Genomic DNA, 20,208 nt, shown 5'->3' with positions numbered 1-20,208 from the left:
TTACTAAATGTCCATATGTAACCGCTTACAAATTGGGTTGTATTTGTGCGAATGATGCATTTTTTGAGGGAAAGTTGTCCGGGAAACAACTCGCTCAAGGATTGAGGGATTAAAAATGTATCTTTTGTTATTCAGTCATGAATATAAATGGACGAACACTTAAAAAAATCACAACAATACAAAGTGGGAATTAAAATGAAACATTTACAATCACAGCGTAAGAATCAAACTTTTGCAAAATCACTACTAGCCGCTAGCATTGCATCAAGCTTCTATGCGGGTGTCGCAATTGCAGCCGACGATAACGCAGCAGCAGAGGCCTCAATTGAAGTCATTTCTGTTACTGGTATGCGTTCAAGTATTCAAGAGTCAACGCGTTTAAAACGAGATGCAGAGGGCGTTGTAGACGCAATTTCATCAGAGGATATGGGTAAATTCCCAGATACTAACTTAGCTGAATCACTACAACGTATTACTGGTGTTTCTATCAGTCGTGTAAACGGCGAAGGGTCGGAAGTTACTGTCCGTGGTTTTGCGGGTGATAACAACATGGTGACTTTAAACGGTCGAATGATGCCTGCGGCAACAACTTATGGTGCCGGTTCAGGTGCTGATGGAACGACTCGAGGCGGTGGTACGCGAGCATTTGATTTTGCCAACCTTGCATCAGAAAGCGTAAAGTCTGTTGAAGTTTATAAAACAGGTAAAGCAAATATTGCCACTGGCGGTATTGGCGCAACAATCAATATTAATACAGCAAGACCACTCGATACCGTCGGGTTTAAAGCCAATGTAGGCGTTAAAGCTGTAGCAGATACAACAAACAGAACTGGCAGCGACATTACACCTGAACTTTCAGGCTTGATCAGCTATAGCGATGACGATTCAATTTATGGTGTTAGCTTATCAGTCAGTCACCAAGAGCGTGATTCTGGTTACACTGGAGCGACCGTAAACAACTGGAACATCGGATACTGGAATGACCTAAATAACCCAGGCGGTTTGTATAATAATACCGGAGACATTTATCAAAATGAACCTGAAGATGGTCAATTATACGCTCGTCCAAATGACATCCGTTATGCATTTTCAAACACCCAACGTGTTCGAGATAACGCCCAATTAACATTACAATTTAGACCTACCGATAGAATTACCGGTACACTTGATTATACATTCGCTGAAAACCAACTTACTGAGCACCGTGGTGAAATCACCAACTGGATGCAGAATGGTGACAACGTACAACAAGTCATTTTTGACGACTCTGCGGTAGCAACACCAATTTATGCTAAAGAAGCCTATTCTGGCGGTTCGGATGAAGGCTACGAGCAACAATTACGTGAAAACTTAAATACCCTCACCTCACTAGGTGTTAACTTTGAATTCGAAGTTAATGACAGCTTGATTTTACGACTTGATGCCCATCAGTCAAATATGCACAGTCGTGGTGTTGGCCCTCGTAACAGTGGTGAACTTGCTGTTGGTCTAGGTGCTCCAATTAAAACACAAACAGAATGGTTCTGGGGCGCTGACTTGCCAACGTTTAGCAACGTTTACGATGACAGTATCCGTGGCGCAAATAATAACGGCATGGTAGACGCAGGCGATGTTGGTTCGTCTATCGCTCGTATTAGAAATGCATCACAAGAAACAGACATATCTCAAGTTAAGTTTGATGGTACGTATGAATTTGACGACGGTCGCTTTGACTTTGGTGTGGAAGTCAGTGAAATGGATTCACTTTCTATGCAAACGGCTGGTAACAATATTGCGCTTGGTAACTGGGGTGTTGCAAACCCAGGTGAGTTTGGCGATATACTTCAACCATTTGACTTAGCGGGCGAATTTAACGATTACCCAACGTCATCTACCCCAGGTTATGGTTTTATTGGTAGCCCTTCTGCAATATATGATGCAGCACTTAATCTGTATCCAGGTATCCCGACTGAATCTGAAGCATCTTTGTCTGCAAGTAACCGTGTTATTGAATCAACAACGGCTGCTTATATGCAAATTGCAGTTGGCGGTGAACTAAATGGCATGCCTTTCCACGTATTGACTGGTCTACGTTTTGAAAAGACTGAAGTTGAATCGAGTTCTTTGGTAGGCACAATATTTTTCAGCTGGGAAGATAACGATGACGTAGTACCTTATGTAGACAGTAACATTCCTGCTGCGCCATTTTCGGCAACAAACAGCTATGACAACCTTTTACCAACATTTGATTTCGATATTGATATCACAGATGATTTAAAAGGTCGTTTCTCATTCAGTAAAACAATCGCTCGCGCTGGATTAGGAAGCTTAGGGGTTTCTGCTAGTAACTTTGGCGGCGGCGGTGGTTCAACACTACTTGGCGCAAAACCAACAGCTAGCGCATCTAACCCAGGCTTATTGCCTTTAGAATCTTCTAACGTTGATTTGTCTTTAGAATGGTACTTTGACGAAGCAAGTTACATTTCTACTGGTTTCTTCCAAAAGAACGTGGCTAAATTTATTGGTAGCAAGCAAGTTGACAGCGGTCACTTTGGTATCTTAGACGTTACAGGCGGAGCACGCGCAAAAGCAGCAGCACAAGCTGTAATAGACGGTGGTTGGGCGCTAGACGACAGTTCGTTATATAACATGATGGTATTGTTAGAGCACCCAGAAGTATTCCCGAACGGCGCAGCGGATTATGATGGTTCTGATGCTCAAGCAGCACAACTTGCAGAAACTCCGGGATGGGATCTAACAGCAGTTGCTGGCGACCCTGAAATGATTTTCCGCACCAATACACCTGACAATAACAAAGAAGCTAAGATTTATGGTGCTGAATTTGCGGTCCAACACTTCTTTGGTGATACTGGCTTTGGTGTACAAGCTAACTATACGTTAGTTCGTGGCGATATTAAGTTTGATAACGAAGCGGATCCAGATGTATCTCAGTTTGCGTTAATTGGTTTGAGCGATACAGCTAACGTTGTCGCGATGTACGAGAAAGATGGTTGGCAAGCACGTATTGCCTACAACTGGCGTGACGAGTACTTAGCGGAAGTTAACAAAGGTAGTTCAAATAACCCGCGTTACGTTGAAGCTTACTCTCAAATTGACCTTAACGTAAGTTATGAAGTGAACGACGACTTAACCGTATTCTTCGAAGGGATTAACCTTACTGAAGAAAACAGCCGTTCGCATGCACGTAACAAAACCCAACTTTGGTACTTAACAGAGTTAGGGGCACGTTATCAAGTGGGCGCACGTTACTCTTTCTAATACGTAATCTAATTACTTAGAAACAGTTTGAACGTATAGAAGGCCGCTAAATTTAGCGGCTTTCTTTTCCCAACAACGAGATTAATGCACGCGGAATCAAACCGATTTGCCCTATAAATACAGGAATAATAATAACAATGGCCAACCATGTATTGCTAAACAACGTAACCCACAAAGATTTAAAAATTGATCCTCGCTATAGCGCTGCTCACGGCAATAACATTGCGAGTACAATTATCTTCCCTAATGAGATTGAAGACATTCAAAAAGAGTACCCTATTTTATTTCGCAAAGACCCTGAAACTAACAAGTTCCTATCTACCGTTATATTAGGCTTCGAAAAAAACGAAAACCTGTTTTTAGACACTACAACAGCCACTGGATGGAATGCAGAATATGTCCCGGCTATTATCGCCCGTGAACCCTTTTTAATTGGTTATCAAGACCAATCAGCCGATGGTGGTGACGAAAAAGCACCAGTGATCCATATTGATATGGACAGCACACGAATAAATATTTCTGACGGAACAGCCTTATTTTTAGAGCATGGCGGTAACAGTCAGTACTTGGAAAACAGCGCAAGTTCATTAAAGCGAATTACCGAGGGCGCGAAATTGACCAATGTCATGTTTGCGGCATTTGAAGAGCTCAGTTTAATAGAACCCATTACAATTGAATTTACGTTAGATAACGGTGAAAAATACCAACTCAATGGCAACTACACAATTAGTGAAGAGAAACTCCAAAACCTCGATGGCGCAAGTCTTGAAAAGCTAAATCGGTCAGGCTTTTTACAAAGTGCCTTTTTAATCATTGCCTCAATTTCTAACATTCAAAAATTAATCAATTTGAAAAACCAATTAATAGAATAATTCGGCAGCATCTATTAATTTCGATGTAATAGAACAAGACTTGTGGCAAGTTAGGGTATGCAAAATATAACAAACAAAACAAACAGCATTGATGTCGGTACTTCAGGTCAAATCCCTGAGCATATACTGAATTCCTCCGAGCCTGTTATTTTAAGAGGATTGGTTAATAACTGGGAATTATATAAGGCGGGCCAAGCTTCAAATAGCCAAGCAATAGATTATTTAAAATCTGCCGACAATGGCAAACCCGCCATTGCATGTATTGGTAGACCCGAAATCCAAGGTCGTTTTTTTTATAATAACGACATTAGTAAGCTCGATTATCAATCTCAAAAAATGCCAATTAGCGAGGTTTTAGACTTGATAATGGCAACTCTGAATGCCCCTCAAACTCCGTCGTATTATATTGCCTCAAGCTTTGTTGATAAACACTTACCTTCGCTCAGGGAAAATAACGATCTCGATATTTCAAAACACATCAACAGCGGTTTGATGTCAAAACCCGAGATGAAAATTTGGCTCGGCAATGCCACCCTCGCCGCTTGCCATTATGATACGTCAGACAATATTGCGTGTTGTGTTGTGGGTAATCGTCGATTCACATTATTCCCTCCTGAACAAATACATAACCTTTACCCAGGCCCACTTGAGTTAAACCCAGGTGGTCCTGCTATCAGTATGGTTGATTTTAACGAGCCCGACGTTGACAAATACCCACGTTTTAAAGACGCCATTGCAGCGGGACAAATTGCTGAATTGACCCCCGGGGATGCCTTGTATTTGCCCCGTATGTGGTGGCATCAAGTTGAAGGCTTAAGTAAGTTTAACGTACTTATTAACTACTGGTGGAACAACGTACCTAACTACTTTGGTGAAGCAATGAACGTATTACAACATGCCCTACTCAGCATTAAAGATCGACCATTAACAGAGAAAAAGGCGTGGCAGCAAGTCTTTGATTATTATATTTTTTCCGAGTCAACTCACGCGGGTGAACACCTGCCAGAGCAGGCAAGAGGTTCGTTGGGAAAAATAGACGAATTACAGGCAAGAAAACTCAGAGCGCAATTGTTAAATAAGCTTAATCGATAACCCGAGCGAATTTCCTAACTTTGCTAACATAGGTTAAGTTAAAGCTCACTTTAAACGTTGGAACTCATTTTGACTTCGTATAATAAAAACATGGCAACAAAACCAATTAAAAAAGTCGTCATCGCAGGTGGCGGAACCTCCGGATGGATAGCCGCAGCAGCCTTAACTAAACAACTTGGAAAAGTACTCGACATTGTCCTAGTCGAATCGGATGACATCGGCACGATAGGCGTAGGTGAAGCGACCATACCGCCCATGAGGACCTTCCATAAGTTTTTAGGTATCGACGAACAGGAAGTGATGCGAGCCACGCAAGCCACCTTCAAGTTAGGTATTTCATTTGAAAATTGGGGCCAAATTGGTGATAAATACATACATTCATTTGGGATCACAGGTAAAGACTTTTACTTGGGTGAATTCCATGACTTTTGGCTACATGGGTTAGAAAAAGGCATCGATGCGCCATTTGGTGACTATTGTTATGAATTACAAGCAGCCAAAGCAGGCAAATTTGCCACCTCGGCTAAGTCAAAAATAAACTATGCCTATCATATGGATGCAACTTTATACGGTCGATTTTTACGAAAATTCAGTGAAGATAGAGGTATTACTCGCATCGAAGGTAAAATTGTAGATGTACTGAAAGACCAAACAACTGGCGGCATAAGCGCTATTACATTGGGCTCCGGTCAAGCCATCGAAGGTGACCTATTTATTGACTGTACAGGTTTTCGAGGTTTACTCATCGAAAAAGCGCTGCACACAGGGTACGAAGATTGGTCACATTGGTTGCCATGTGATAGTGCTGTCGCTGTGCAAACCGCGTCGACAGGTCCTGCAGTTCCGTATACGCGGTCTATTGCCCACAGCGCGGGCTGGCAGTGGCAAATTCCATTACAACATAGAGTAGGTAATGGATTAGTGTTTTGCAGTCAATATATGTCGGATGAAGAAGCCATAAAACAACTTTTAGATAACATTGATGGACCGCCAATTACCAAACCCAAAGTGATCAAATACCGAACCGGTCGACGACGGAAAAATTGGAATAAAAACTGTATTGCAATGGGACTTTCCAGTGGGTTTGTTGAGCCTTTGGAATCAACCAGTATCCATCTTTTTATGATGGCAACCATTCGCTTAATGAAGCTATTTCCCTTTGGTGGCATCACAGATGAAGTTATTGATGAATACAACCAACAAGCTGCAGTGGAGCTTGAAAAAATACGCGACTTTATCATTTTGCATTATCACGTAACGCAACGTGACGACAGCCCGTTTTGGCGTTATTGCAAAGATATGGAAGTACCTAAGACCTTGTCACACAGGATTAATTTATTTAAAGACGGTGGTCGTGCGTTTCAGTCAGACGGTGAGTTATTCAGAGTCGACTCTTGGGTTCAAGTGATGTTGGGGCAAGGCATAGCCCCTAAACAGTACCACCACATGGTTAAAACGATGAGTGACCAAGAGCTAGAAAAGTTCCTGACAGGGTTGAAGCATTCAATTACATCGGCAGTAGACCAACTGCCCACTCATCAGGAGTTTGTTAAACATTATTGCCAAGCACCAGAAATTAAAAACTAACTTATGCCAATCCTAAATGCAGTCACAATATTGCAACAGGATTAGTCTAAATAGACATGCCCCCGTTACTTGGTTAAGTAAGGCAATTATGAGCCACAGTTATTTAATATAACCATCGAAAAGATGCCGTCTTTACGACGTAAAGTAATATTGACAAAAAACAAACAACTAACAACTAACAACTAACAACCGAAACTAATGCACCGCGTGTACTATTGACTAACTTCTACACACTGCCTAGTATAATTTTTAATGATAATAATAAAGGATTATGACTTTGAAAATACTATGGTTAATTGCAATTCCCCTGTTCCTTTTTGGCTGCTCCTCTGACAGTAAGCCGGACCAAGAAACTGATATCGATTCTGACAACGATGGCGTTATCGACAGTTTGGATCCCTTCCCACATAACCCTGAACTATCTGCCTATGCCTACCTCGCAGAGAATGGCATAACCATTGTTGCAGTTGATGAAGCAAGTGTGGGGAAAACTCAATTAATCAATGGGGTCGAATACACCATAGTAGATGACAAAACCATTCGAGACTATGATAAAGCCGATTTACATACCGTTATAACGACCAAAGTCACTAACTTGAAATGGATGTTTATAAATGCACAATACGTTCCTGATATTACATCCTGGGACGTATCAAATGTAACAAACATGTCGGGAATGTTCAATTCAGCAGATTTTAATCAAGATATTAGCGCTTGGGATGTTTCTAAAGTGACTGATATGAGTGAAATGTTTTCCAATGAAAGATTTAACCAAGATATCGGCTCTTGGGATGTTTCTAATGTGACTAATATGGAGCGTATGTTTTATAATAGTCAATTCAAACAAGATATTGGTGATTGGAACGTTTCAAATGTGGTGAATATGAACGAAATGTTTGCCTACTCAGCATTCAATCGAGACATTAATTCATGGGATGTCTCTAATTTGAAAAGTGCTAGCAGGATGTTTACTTCTTCACTGTTTAATCAAAACATTAATTCTTGGGATGTCTCTAGTATGACTAGCATGAAATTAATGTTCAACGAGTCAAGTTTCGATCAAGATATTGGCGCTTGGGATGTCTCTAATGTGACTGATATGAGTGAAATGTTCAAAGATTCTAAGTTCAACCAGGACATTGGGTCGTGGGATGTCTCTAATGTGGCGAATATGAGTGAAATGTTCAAAAACTCAGAATTTAATCAGGACATAGGCTCGTGGGATGTCTCTAATGTGACTAATATGGGTGAAATGTTCAAAAACTCAGAATTTAATCAAGATATCGACTCTTGGGATGTCGCTAATGTGACTAATATGAGTGAAATGTTCAAAGAATCAAAGTTCAATCAGCACATAGGTTCGTGGGATGTATCTAATGTGACTGATATGAGTGAAATGTTCAAAGGATCAAAGTTCAATCAAAACATAGGTTCGTGGGATGTATTTAATGTGACTGATATGAGTGAAATGTTCAAAGACTCAGAATTCAATCAAAACATTCGTCCTTGGGTTGTCTTTAACGTGACTGATATGAGTGAAATGTTTTCAGCTAGCCCTTTTGATCAAGACATCGGCTCTTGGGATGTCGCTAATGTAACTGATATGAGTGCAATGTTTTCAGCTACCCCTTTTAATCAAGACATCAGCTCTTGGGATGTCGCTAATGTAACTGATATGAGTGCAATGTTTTCAGCTACCCTTTTTAATCAAGACATTAGCAATTGGGATGTCGTTAATGTAACTAATATGGGTGGAATGTTTTCAGCTACCCCTTTTAATCAAGACATCAGCTCTTGGGATATCTCTAATGTAGAAAATATGGGTGGAATGTTTTCAGCTACCCCTTTTAATCAAGACATCAGCTCTTGGGATATCTCTAATGTGAAATATATGGGTGGAATGTTCAGAAGCTCTGCATTCAATCAGGACATTGGAAATTGGGATGTCTCTAATGTAGAGCTTATGGCTGGAATGTTCAGAAGCTCTGCATTCAATCAGGACATTGGAAATTGGGATGTTTCTAATGTAAAAAGTATGGCTAGAATGTTCGAAAGCTCAGTATTCAATCAGGACATTGGAAATTGGGATGTCTCTAATGTGAAATATATGGACGGTATGTTCCAAGATTCTGTTTTTAATAAAGACATAAGCTCTTGGGACGTTTCTATTGTAACTGATATGAGTTCAATGTTTTTAGGGTCAGTTTTTAACCTAGACATCAGCTTATGGGATGTCTCTAATGTAAAATATATGGAAAGTATGTTTCAACGTTCTGTTTTCAATCAAGATATTAGTTCTTGGGATGTCTCTAATCTGAATCGAGCGTATAGCATGTTTGCCGAATCTAAATTCAACCAAAATATTGGTTCGTGGGATGTGTCTAGTGTCTGGTCTATGAATAAAATGTTCTGTAACTCTAGCTTTAAGCAAGATATCAGTGGTTGGGTAGTATCCCAAGTTAAGAAAACCGTACTCGGCGAACCCTATGAAGAAGGTGCTATGTTTACCCTTAGTTGCGGCACGCTACCGCCTGAGTTCAACCCCTTTAATTAACGTTAAGTTTGATGTTTATTGAACGCCTAACATCTACCGTCAAACGCTTTGATGTTAATAAGTGAGTTGATGTTGGTTGGTTTATTAAACCTCTGATGCTGAGTATTGAACATAACGTCAATACTCAGCGAATCTAATTAAAAGCTATCTAGTTTGCGCAGGTTGGTGCGCCCTCAGGTAATTGCTCCATGCGTACATCCGCGATTTCAATTTCAAATGAACCGTCGGACGCGATCAATAATGGGCCATTTATTCTACTGGCATCAAGCCCCTGGGCGACAAAACAGTTGAGTGGAATAGGAAACGTCACCCATTCACCTTTTGGTAGACCTCTAAACATTTTTTGAATGTTCATTTCACCACGGCATGGATATCCGCAGTCTAGACCAAACTGGACGCTCTTTTTAGGTTTTCTGATGACTTTAACTTCCATCGTTAAAGCCACTGAATCTTGCAACGAAGATAGATCAATGTTTGCACCGTAAATCGCAAACTGCCCCTTGCCTTTTTTACGAGCCCACTTGATATTTATCGCATCATTAGCCACTTTATACGTTGCAGGTTTTACCGCTAGTTGCTTATCGGCTGATGACCCGGTGTTATTTTTGATGCCTTTTGTCCAGTCACTGCTATCGCCGAGCACTATTCCCCATTCGCCTGTTGGTTTACCGTCGGTAAAATAAACATAATTACTGTTTACTGAGGAAGGATTGCTTTTTTGCACGGTTTTTACTGTGGCCTCAGATTTAGCTAATTTAACCCAAGCTGATATTTTATAAGTATGACCGCTGATTAGAGCTCTATTAAACGCGATTGCGGCCCCATTCCAATTATCGGTTCGTTGACTGACCTTTAAACTGTACTTACCATCGTTAACAATTGCATTTTCAAGGGCTAATTTTATATCACCATTTTTAAACCAAGGTGACACAGATCCGGTTTCCAAACCTGAATTATCGGTTAGATTCTCTGCCGAGCCAGATAGCTCTGAATTTAAATCTACCACTACGAGGCTGTCGATATAATAATTGATGCCTTTGTTGGGCCCTTCGATATACAGATACGGACTGGCAAGGTCTTTGTCGTTACTATGTTTATAGTGCCCTGAAATTAGCTCCCAGTGGTCTCCCGTAATACTTTTTGTGGCAACGTTGTTGTACTGGTCGCCATTTATTGTCTTGGTTTTTACCGTAATTGAGAAATCAGCGGCGTGCGCAGTTATTAAGCAAGAAATGCCAAACATTATAGCCAATGAAATATTTTGAGCTGCGCGCTTTAACTTTTGTTTGTATTGATTCATAAGATCATCTCTTCTCTTGATAAAGTAAAAAAACTCTTAATTTACTAATAAATTAAGAGTTTTTATGATTATGTATTAGGGCTAAATAGCCAATTGACTATTTAGCCACTAATTCAAAGTCATCGACGTAATAAACTGCGTCTGGCGTTTTACCTAAGTCAAAAACGAGCCTAGTCACTTCCTCAGTTGCGGTAAACTCCCAAACGACTTGAGACCAATCAGCGGTAACCATAGCTGTAGCGCCATATTGCGGCGTAGTTTCATTGGTAGAAAAACGAACTTCGCCATCAACGGTTCCTTTTATCCAAACCGATGCACTATAAGTAGTGCCGACAACTAAAGTGGTTTCATCACTAACAAGTTGCGATTGATACTCGGCGTTAAAGTCACTGCCATTAGTCACTTTGGCTGAACGTGCACCACTGTGAACTTCAGTAAGTTCTTGCACAATGCCATCACCATTGTTCCACTTGCCCCAATTATCAAAGTCATTTTCTGTACCTAGTTCTAAGTCACCGTTTAACAAGACTGTATCAGCCGATAACATGTAAGCCGGTTCGGCTGCAACAGGAATAAGTTCAACATCATCAATTAGATAAGTAACTGCAGACGCTCCTAAATCCAGAACAACTTGAGTTGCAACATCGTTCGCTGCAAATGTCCAGGTCACTTGTTGCCATGATGTCCCAATCGTTTCATCAGCACCATAAAGTGCACCAGCTTCACTGCTTGTAGAGAAGCGAACTACACCTCCGTCTTCTTCCCCTTTAATCCACATTGAAAGCACATATTCATTGCCAACAACTGTTTCTACAGCGTCACTTCCTAATTGTACATCCCAAGGATTCGTGCCGGTACCAACCACTTTCACACCGCGGTTACCACCATGAACATCAGTTGTTTCAGCAGTAACATTTACTGAACCATTCCAAGCCCCCCAGTTTTCAAAACTGTCACCGGCACCCAATTCAAAGTCACCATTTGGTAAAATATTGGTTGGAACGACTACGGCCTCACCATCAATTTTTAGTGAGTCTATATAATAAGATGCTGTTGGAGAGTCGCTTTCAACATAAACAATCACTTGTGTTTCAGGACCATCTGACGCGTGAATATATTCGGCGGTTAATTCAACCCATGCCGTATTATCAACCGATGCATTGGCAATTGTTATGTAGTTATCGCCGCTGTCATCAACAACTTTTAAACTTAACTTCATGTTTTCCGCTGTCTCTTCGACTAACTTCACCCATATTGAAAAGTAATATGTGTCGCCAACAACTAATTTGTCTGTAATTGTATAGATAGGAGCATGCCAGCCTGAAGAACGACCGGTTATCAACGCACTAAAACTCCCTTCTTTAACTTCTGTCGGCTCAAGCGTTAACATCGCATCGCCTTGAGTTGTCCACGGGGCTTGAACGCCAGACTCAAAACCTGAGTTATCAAGTGCGACGCTCGTATCTACAGCGCCACCTGGTTCGAAATCATTATCGATAACCACTAACGAATCGACATAATATTCAACGCCAGCGTCTGCACCTTCGATATAAATGTAAGGTTCTGCAGTTTCAGTTCCTATTGGCGCATGAGTATATTCACCCGTTAGCTCAACCCAATCGGTGTTTGTCGCTATCGTTGACCCTATACCGTTATAATGATCACCATCGTCGTCCGCGACTTTGACTGTCAATGAAACATTAGATGAGTCAACATTTGCCATTTTAACCCAAACAGAAACAGAGTAAGTGTGGCCGACAATTAGCTTGTCGCCAAAGGAAATAGCGGCACCATTCCATCCATCTGTTCTATCGGTTACTTTTAAACTAAATGACCCTGCTTTGACTTCAGTTTGTTCGATGGTCAACACAGCTGGACCGTTCCCGAACCATGGGTCGGTGCTACCGGTTTCCAAGTCTGCATTATCTAACGATAATTTGTCAGAGCCCGCTCCAGTGTCTACGTCATCACTAACTGGTGCAATAACCACATCAGCATAACGCGGGGTTACATTAATTTCCTCATCTTCCAATTCTAGAGAACAACCTGTAATTGACAATGCGATTAAAGAACTCAATAAACCAATTTTATAATTTGTACTTATCATTTTTCTACTCACAAATATTATTATAATTATGTCTTTTCAAACTATATAGAGATGAATTTAGAAAAGGTATAGCGATAATCAGGATTAAAAAAAAAGACAAGTTTCAAACTCAAAAACATAATAAATCGACCTAATTTTGTCGGTAAATTACATCCCCAGCGAGTGACAAAAATAAGTATATCTTGCGATATATTGTTTTTAATTTGCGTTTTCTTATAGTTCAATTGACTATTTGGTAAATAAGTACCTAAATACACCTAAGAAATTTGTATTAAAGGTTTATCTGTTAAGCTCTGTTGGGCGTTAGCGATAATTTGCTAAAAGTAGAGACAATAAATGTCACCTGCAAAATATGAATAAAATGTATCCGTCATAATAAATAATAAAGCTAAAATGTGGAGCAAAAGCATGGGGCACGTTGGTCGTAATTCAAAGGGTATTCAAAGACAAATACCTATATTTAAAAAGTCATTAATAGCCATCGCTATTATGAGCTTAAGTACAAATGTCTACAGTCAAGAAGAAGAGAAAAAAACAGAAGCTGAAGACAATGTAGAAGTCATCGAAGTAAAGGGCATGAGGAGCAACTTACTTAACGCGCAAAATTTAAAACGTAATGCTGAAACATTTGTCGATTCCATTACATCTGACGATATCGGTTCTTTACCTGACCGAAGCGTTTTAGAAGCAATGCAACGTTTACCTGGCGTATCGATTGAACGTTTTGCGGCATCAAACGACCCTGATCACTTTAGCTCTGAAGGTTCTGGTGCAGTCGTCCGAGGAATGACTCAAACTCGAAGCGAATTTAATGGTCGAGATTCTTTTACCGCCGACTCAGGCCGTGGATTAAGCTTCCAAGACGTTCCACCTGAAATGATGGCCGGTGTTGATATATACAAAAACCAAACGGCTGACATGATTGAAGGCGGCATTGCCGGAACAATTAGTTTGCGCACCCGTCGTCCATTTGACCAAGCGGGTCGCCAATTGGCGTTTTCTGCCGATTGGACACGTGGTGATATTGCTAAAGAAACCACCCCAACCTTCTCGGGATTATACAGCGATCGCTGGGATAAAGGTGAACTTGGTGAATTTGGTTTTTTAATTAACTTTTCTAAGTCTCGATTAGAAGCTGACAGCCACGGCATTCAAAATAATGTATTTGAATTCAGACCGTTAAGTAGTTTAAACGGGATGGAAGTCGCGAACCCATATATCTATGACGGTTCGTTTGCCAAATATGCGCCAACCGGTGTACAAATTGGTGATGAAGGTGTCTTAGTACCAACAAGTGCTAACTTAAGCATGAAACAAGATACTCGTGAAAGAACAGGTATTGCAACAGCACTACAATGGCAAAGTGAAGATAGCTCACTTAAAGCAACTGTGCAGTTTTTGCGTTCTGATTCTGTCTTATCTTGGAATGAACATAACATAAATTCAGAATGGCAACCTGGCGATTATAGAGCAGGCGCAATTCCAGGTACTGAGTTTGAATTTGATGACGACGGTGTTTATGAAAGCGGCAGTATCACCGATACATCTGGTGGTTGGCGCGGCGACGCCGAACGTTCGCCTGGTGGTGAAGTTCAAAACTTTGGTTTCAGATTCAATACTGGTAACCGAATTAAGCAGCAACGTACAGAAGTCGACGACATTTCACTTAAAGTTGAATACACGCCGACGGACAACTTGTCACTCGTTTTTGATTTCCAACACATTGTTGCTGAAAAAACAGATGATGACATGAAACTTATGTTTATGACCCACGCGAATCAAAATTGGGATACCACTGGTAGTACCCCAAATCTTGAAATGATCAATCCTTGGTCAGCTGCAACGCAAGAAGAAGTGGATGCTATTGGTGTCGACTATCGTGGTGACAACTACTTTAATGAATTAACTTCATACCATTTTGCTGCGGCGATGGACCATTACGAACGCAGTAAAGGGGTATCAAATGCGCTAAGTATTGATGCAACTTATTCGCTCGACAGTGACTACTTTGTTCAATTGAAATTTGGTGTTCGTCGTGCTGAACGTGAACAAAGAGTCAAATACAGTAAGTACAACTGGGGCTCATTAGGTGCACTTTGGGCTAATCCGGTTTATTTAGATGATCCGCTAATTGATGATATTGCCGGTAGAGCACAGCTTGGTCAAGTTCATGAAGTTGTCGATTGGAGTAATTTCTTCCGCGGCGGTACTGCCACAATTCAAGGTGGAAATACTGCCCTTCATCCGGCAAATGCGATGACCAACAATTACGAAAATTGGGGGGTTATCTTAGAGCCAATGTACTCAGACCGTTGTGGCGACTTTAGACCAGCCGCATCTCGTATATACGAAGATGACTGTTCAAGCCGTTCATTAACGAACCAATTCTTACCACAAGAGATCAGTTATACATCTGAAGGCAATACAGCAGCCTATATTCGTTTAGATTTCGAAAATGACGACTGGGAATATCGTGTTGCCGGTAACATTGGTTTGCGTGCAGTTCGAATTGAAAATACCACTCGTGGTACTACGTCATTTCCTGAGCAGCTGACTCAATATCCTGCACCTGAAGGTTGGGATCCATTAAATTATAATCCTGAAGATTACAATTTATTTGCAACAAGTTCTCGGTTCTTAGAACAAACAATTAACTATATGTCTGAAGATTTTAGAAACTTTGCAAATGGTGCATTAGTGCCTAATGAAGCATCACAAAGTTACACTAAATATTTACCAAGCTTTAACATTAAAGTTGAATTAACAGACGATCTACTTGCACGTTTTGCCGTGTCAAAAGCCATTGCATTGCCAGATATTGGTAACTTGAGAAACAATACAACGATTGGTGTTTTGGGTCATAACTTAGAAGCCGACAGATTGCCGGCCTATTGGAATGCAGAAAATCCGCATCCAGACGCCCCATCAGATTCTACAACCGGTTTACCGGTTGATGCGAGCGGCAATGATTTAGAACAAAACTTAATGATCGACCCTGAAAGTGCCCGAATTAACGGTTGGACAGCATCATCAGGTAACCCATTCTTAAAACCAATGGAATCAGTACAGTGGGATGCGTCATTCGAATGGTATTACGATGACGTTGGTTCTTTAACCACCTCGTTCTTTTATAAAGATCTAACCAACTTCTTTATTAATGGCGGCACGGTAAGAGAATTTACCAATCCAGAAACAGGCGTTACTCAGCAAGTTGACGTAAGTGGCCCGACAAATGGCGGCAAAGGTTCGATGAAAGGTGTTGAAATTAACTATCAACAATTCTTCGATATGTTGCCAGGTGCGTGGAGCGGCTTAGGAATGCAAGCAAACTATACGTATATTAAAACGGAAGGAACGCCAAACGCTAACTTAGACAGCACAGATATTGGTGATGCTCAAGACCTTAACCAAGATGGTAAGATAGATGATGCCGACAAACGTGATACAAACGGTGACGGTAACTTAGAGTATGTATACGGCAACGTAGGTAGCGAGAGCTATGCATTGCAATCGTCACTACCACTGCAAGGTCAATCTGAACATACAGCGAACTTAATTTTGATGTATGAAAAAGACGATTGGTCAGCTCGTGTTGCTTACAACTGGCGCTCTGAGTACCTTGTAACGTCGCGCGATACAATCAGTAAATTACCGGTTTGGACGGGTGACTCTGGGTATATGGACGGTTCGATTTTCTATCAAATCAATGACCAACTTAAAATCGGTGTTCAAGGTGTTAACTTGTTAAATACGCAAACTGAAACGTATATGCAAGTTGATAACAAGTTGAAACTACATCGCTCATGGTTAGTTAATGACCGACGTTACTCTTTCATTGTTAGAGGTACGTTCTAATTCAAACATTGAATTAGTTGTTCATGGAAGCACACCCTAGGGTGTGCTTTTTGTGTTATAAATAATGAAAAAATTCATTTAATAGAATTACTAAAGGTTTCAAACGTGTCCGATAAAAGAATCAAAAACATTATTATTTTAGGTGGTGGTACTGCAGGTTGGATGACAGCTGCCACCATGGGCAAATTACTAAAACAAAACTACTGCAATATCCGCTTAATCGAGTCTGATGATATTTCCACAGTAGGTGTTGGCGAAGCAACGATACCGCAAATCCAAATATTTAATCGGACTTTAGGTATCGACGAAAATGAATTTATTAAACGCACTCAAGGTACATTCAAACTCGGAATTGAGTTTGTTAACTGGGGTCAAATTGGCGACAAATATACCCATGCTTTTGGTGAAATTGGCCAGAACATTGACGGTATTCCGTTTTTTCATTATTGGTGGAAAATGCGCCAGAAAAACAAAGTACCGGATATTGGAGCCTATTCCTTAAACACCATCGCAGGTCATCAAAATAAGTTTATGCGGTCAATCGACGCTGGCAATTCGCCCTTGTCGAACATTGCGTACGCCTACCAATTTGACGCCGGATTATATGCGAAATTTTTACGTGAGTACTCTGAACAACGCGGCGTTATACGCTCAGAAGGAAAAGTGGTTGAAACGCGTCTTCGCGAAAGTGACGGGTTTATTGAATCACTTGTACTAGAAAGTGGCGAAGTGGTAGCAGGTGATTTATTTATCGACTGCTCAGGTGGCAGAGCCGTACTGATAGAAGAAGCTTTAAAAACGGGATTTGACGACTGGAGCCATTGGCTACCCTGCGATAGCGCATGGGCCGTGCCGTGCGAACGTACTGAGCCGTTAAAGCCCTACACCTCTTCGACAGCCCATACGGCTGGATGGCAATGGCGCATTCCCCTTCAACATCGTACAGGTAATGGTCATGTATTTAGCAGTAAGTTTATGAGTAACGAGGAAGCACGCAATATATTAATGAATAACTTGGATGGCAAACCGCTGGCCGAACCAAGATTATTAAAATTTTCCACCGGACGACGTAAAAAATCATGGAACAAAAACTGTGTTGCTATCGGTTTATCTAGCGGTTTCTTTGAACCCATAGAGTCCACTAATATTCATTTAGTGCAAACCGCGATTGCTAGGCTTATGGTCTTTTTCCCTGATCTCGAATTTAATCAACATGACATCGATGCCTACAACCAACAAACCGACTTTGAATATTGCAGTATCAGAGACTTTATCATCCTTCATTATAAAGCCACAGAACGTGATGACTCGGCATTTTGGAACCACTGCCGAACAATGTCGATCCCGGATAGTCTGCAACAAAAAATTGATCAATTTAGTGCTAACGGCAATATCATTCGCAATAATATGGAATTGTTTAACCCAACAAGTTGGCTTGAAGTTTTTCATGGGCAACGTATCCACCCTAAGGGTTACCACCCGCTTGTAGATTCAATTCCAGAGGAAGAACTTGAACGAAGATTAACCTTTATTCAAAGTGTTATTACAAAGTCTGTTGAGGTTATGCCAACACAACAGGAATTTATTCATCAGCACTGCTTGGCACCAAAAATGGACAACGAAAAATCATAATACTATGCGGGTCAAACGCAATAGCACTCTTACTGTAAATACGAAATCATGGAATTCAATCAACAACGCAGTAAGAGTTTATTCGTATGTTAAAAAACATCAAAAAGACGTTAGGTTTAGTTTCAGCCTCATGTTTGTTATTGGCGCTAAATGCCAATGCACTTTCAAAGCCACCAATCGCCGAGGGTAATGCTAAATTTCTAGGTAATGTCTATGCCGGAGCGCAGGTGCAAGACTTTGCCGACTACTGGAATCAAGTTACACCTGAAAACGCCGGAAAATGGGGCAGTGTAGAACGAACTCGTGACGTTATGAACTGGAACGAGCTAGATAAGGCTTATGCGCTGGCAGTAAACAACGATATCCCTTTTAAACTTCATGTATTAATCTGGGGAAACCAACAACCCGGTTGGATGGATACACTCCCTAAAGACGAACAACTTGCAGAGATTGAAGAATGGTTTGCTGCGTTGGCAAATAGATATAGTGACATTGATTTTATCGAGGTTGTTAATGAGCCGCTGAATGCGCCACCAAATGGTGACAACCCAAGATTTAGTTCGTCCCCGGCGGCAAATTACAGCGAAGCATTAGGCGGCGACGGAACAACAGGTTACGACTGGATCATAAAATCCTTCGAACTCGCCCGTCATTACTTTCCAGACAGTAATTTATTGATCAATGAATACGGCATTATCAATGAAACCAATCTCACAAAAGAATATGTAAAAATAGTTAACTTGCTAAAAGAACGTGACCTAATTGACAGTGTAGGCTTTCAAGCACACGCATTCTCAACAACAGGGGCGAGCTCAAATCTCAAAAATAACCTAGACTTACTTGCCGCAACCGGATTAGATATTTATGTCACAGAGCTGGATATAGATGGCACCGACGACGCTGTCCAGTTAGCGTCATATAAACGCCTATTCCCTATCTTTTGGGACCATTCTGCCGTAAAAGGCATTACCTTGTGGGGCTGGCGTCCAGGCTTGTGGCGTGATGCTGAAGGCGCCTACTTAATAGACAAAAGTGGTAATGAACGCCCAGCTTTACTATGGCTTAAATCCTATATCAACGACGATATCCCAACCATAAATGCCGACCAAATGTTTACCATTAAAGAAGATGCAGCAGCGTTAGCATCTGTCGGCCAACTCTCCTTTACCGACACGACAAATGTGATTACTGGCTTCACTATTAATAACAATACATCTCCATTTGTTATTGATGATGAAGGTAACATTACATTAAGTTCTACTGGTAGTTTAGATTATGAATCAACTAGCTCTTACACTTTATCGGTGTCGGCTACGGGTGACTTTGGCTCGACATTAGCAGTGACCGTTACAGTCAACATTATCGATATCACAGAAGCTGTGACGCCTGAACTAGAGCCAGAATCATCTTCTAGTTCTGGCGGCTCAATGTCATGGTCTTTACTATTATCGCTATTCTTAACAAGGCTTGTAATCACAAAACGTAAAGCATAAAAATAAGATGGTATTGCACCCACAAAAAAGCCGACGTAGAAAATCAATTCCTACGTCGGCTTTTTATTCTAACTGTCAAAACAGCTGGAAATTCACTGCCTAATTAATACTATTAAAACGGCATCTTCATACCAGGAGGCATGCCCATGCCGCCAGAGACTTTCGCCATTTGTTCTGTATTCATCTCTTCAACACGACGCACTGCATCGTTTACCGCAGCAGCTAACAAGTCTTCAATCATTTCCTTGTCGTCTTCCATTAAAGAGTCGTCAATTTCCACACGTTTAACATTGTGGCTGCCCAACATAGTAACTTTAACCAGACCTGCTCCCGACTCGCCAACAACTTCCATCTTAGCGATTTCTTGTTGCATCTTTTGCATCTTTTCTTGCATTTGTTGGGCTTGCTTCATGATGTTGCCCATTCCACCTTTAAACATAGGTCTGTCCTCTGAATGT

At 41.0% G+C, this 20,208-nt stretch carries 11 protein-coding genes; 8 read left to right on the top strand and 3 right to left on the bottom strand.

Annotated elements, in window-relative coordinates; translation table 11 throughout:
• The first annotated feature begins 195 nt into the window (after positions 1-195).
• The 5 genes from KO525_RS13315 (at position 196) to KO525_RS13295 (ending at position 9,363) form a co-directional block, all read left to right on the top strand.
• On the top strand, positions 196-3,258 hold the full coding sequence (locus KO525_RS13315) for a TonB-dependent receptor (RefSeq protein ID WP_215964316.1): 3,063 nt from the start codon (positions 196-198) through the stop codon (positions 3,256-3,258).
• Positions 3,259-3,395: 137 nt separating this feature from the next.
• Positions 3,396-4,130 (top strand): SapC family protein, encoded by a 735-nt coding sequence (locus tag KO525_RS13310; protein ID WP_215964315.1) that lies wholly within the window; start codon positions 3,396-3,398, stop codon positions 4,128-4,130.
• 57 nt (positions 4,131-4,187) lie between these two features.
• Positions 4,188-5,222, top strand: coding sequence for a cupin-like domain-containing protein (locus KO525_RS13305; RefSeq protein ID WP_215964314.1), 1,035 nt, complete (start codon positions 4,188-4,190; stop codon positions 5,220-5,222).
• A 90-nt stretch (positions 5,223-5,312) separates the two neighbouring features.
• Positions 5,313-6,809 carry a tryptophan halogenase family protein gene (locus KO525_RS13300; RefSeq protein WP_215964383.1) on the top strand — a complete coding sequence of 499 codons (1,497 nt, stop codon included), beginning with the start codon at positions 5,313-5,315 and terminating at the stop codon, positions 6,807-6,809.
• A gap of 277 nt (positions 6,810-7,086) precedes the next feature.
• Positions 7,087-9,363, top strand: a complete 2,277-nt coding sequence (locus KO525_RS13295) for a BspA family leucine-rich repeat surface protein (RefSeq protein WP_215964313.1) — start codon at positions 7,087-7,089, stop codon at positions 9,361-9,363.
• Between the two features lie 148 nt (positions 9,364-9,511).
• Here the strand turns inward: KO525_RS13295 and KO525_RS13290 are convergent, their stop codons facing one another.
• Positions 9,512-10,663, bottom strand: a complete 1,152-nt coding sequence (locus tag KO525_RS13290) for a putative glycoside hydrolase (RefSeq protein WP_215964312.1) — start codon at positions 10,661-10,663, stop codon at positions 9,512-9,514.
• A gap of 97 nt (positions 10,664-10,760) precedes the next feature.
• A complete protein-coding gene (locus KO525_RS13285) occupies positions 10,761-12,770 on the bottom strand; it encodes a carbohydrate binding domain-containing protein (RefSeq protein WP_215964311.1) in 2,010 nt (669 codons plus the stop codon).
• Positions 12,771-13,163: 393 nt separating this feature from the next.
• Here KO525_RS13285 and KO525_RS13280 point away from each other — a divergent pair, with 393 nt between their 5' ends.
• From KO525_RS13280 to KO525_RS13270, 3 genes are all read left to right on the top strand, one after another.
• On the top strand, positions 13,164-16,625 hold the full coding sequence (locus KO525_RS13280) for a TonB-dependent receptor (protein WP_215964310.1): 3,462 nt from the start codon (positions 13,164-13,166) through the stop codon (positions 16,623-16,625).
• A 105-nt stretch (positions 16,626-16,730) separates the two neighbouring features.
• Positions 16,731-18,257 (top strand): tryptophan halogenase family protein, encoded by a 1,527-nt coding sequence (locus tag KO525_RS13275; RefSeq protein WP_215964309.1) that lies wholly within the window; start codon positions 16,731-16,733, stop codon positions 18,255-18,257.
• An 86-nt stretch (positions 18,258-18,343) separates the two neighbouring features.
• The gene (locus KO525_RS13270; protein WP_215964308.1) at positions 18,344-19,750 is read left to right on the top strand and encodes an endo-1,4-beta-xylanase; all 1,407 of its coding nucleotides are present in this window, start codon (positions 18,344-18,346) and stop codon (positions 19,748-19,750) included.
• Positions 19,751-19,862: 112 nt separating this feature from the next.
• On the opposite strand, the gene KO525_RS13265 is transcribed toward KO525_RS13270, so the two are convergent.
• Positions 19,863-20,189, bottom strand: a complete 327-nt coding sequence (locus KO525_RS13265; protein WP_215964307.1) for a YbaB/EbfC family nucleoid-associated protein — start codon at positions 20,187-20,189, stop codon at positions 19,863-19,865.
• Positions 20,190-20,208 lie beyond the last annotated feature (19 nt).

Origin of the sequence: Psychrosphaera sp. B3R10, from assembly GCF_018861025.1 — a bacterium.
Classification (GTDB): domain Bacteria; phylum Pseudomonadota; class Gammaproteobacteria; order Enterobacterales; family Alteromonadaceae; genus Psychrosphaera; species Psychrosphaera algicola.
This window is presented reverse-complemented; position numbering and strand designations above follow the sequence as displayed.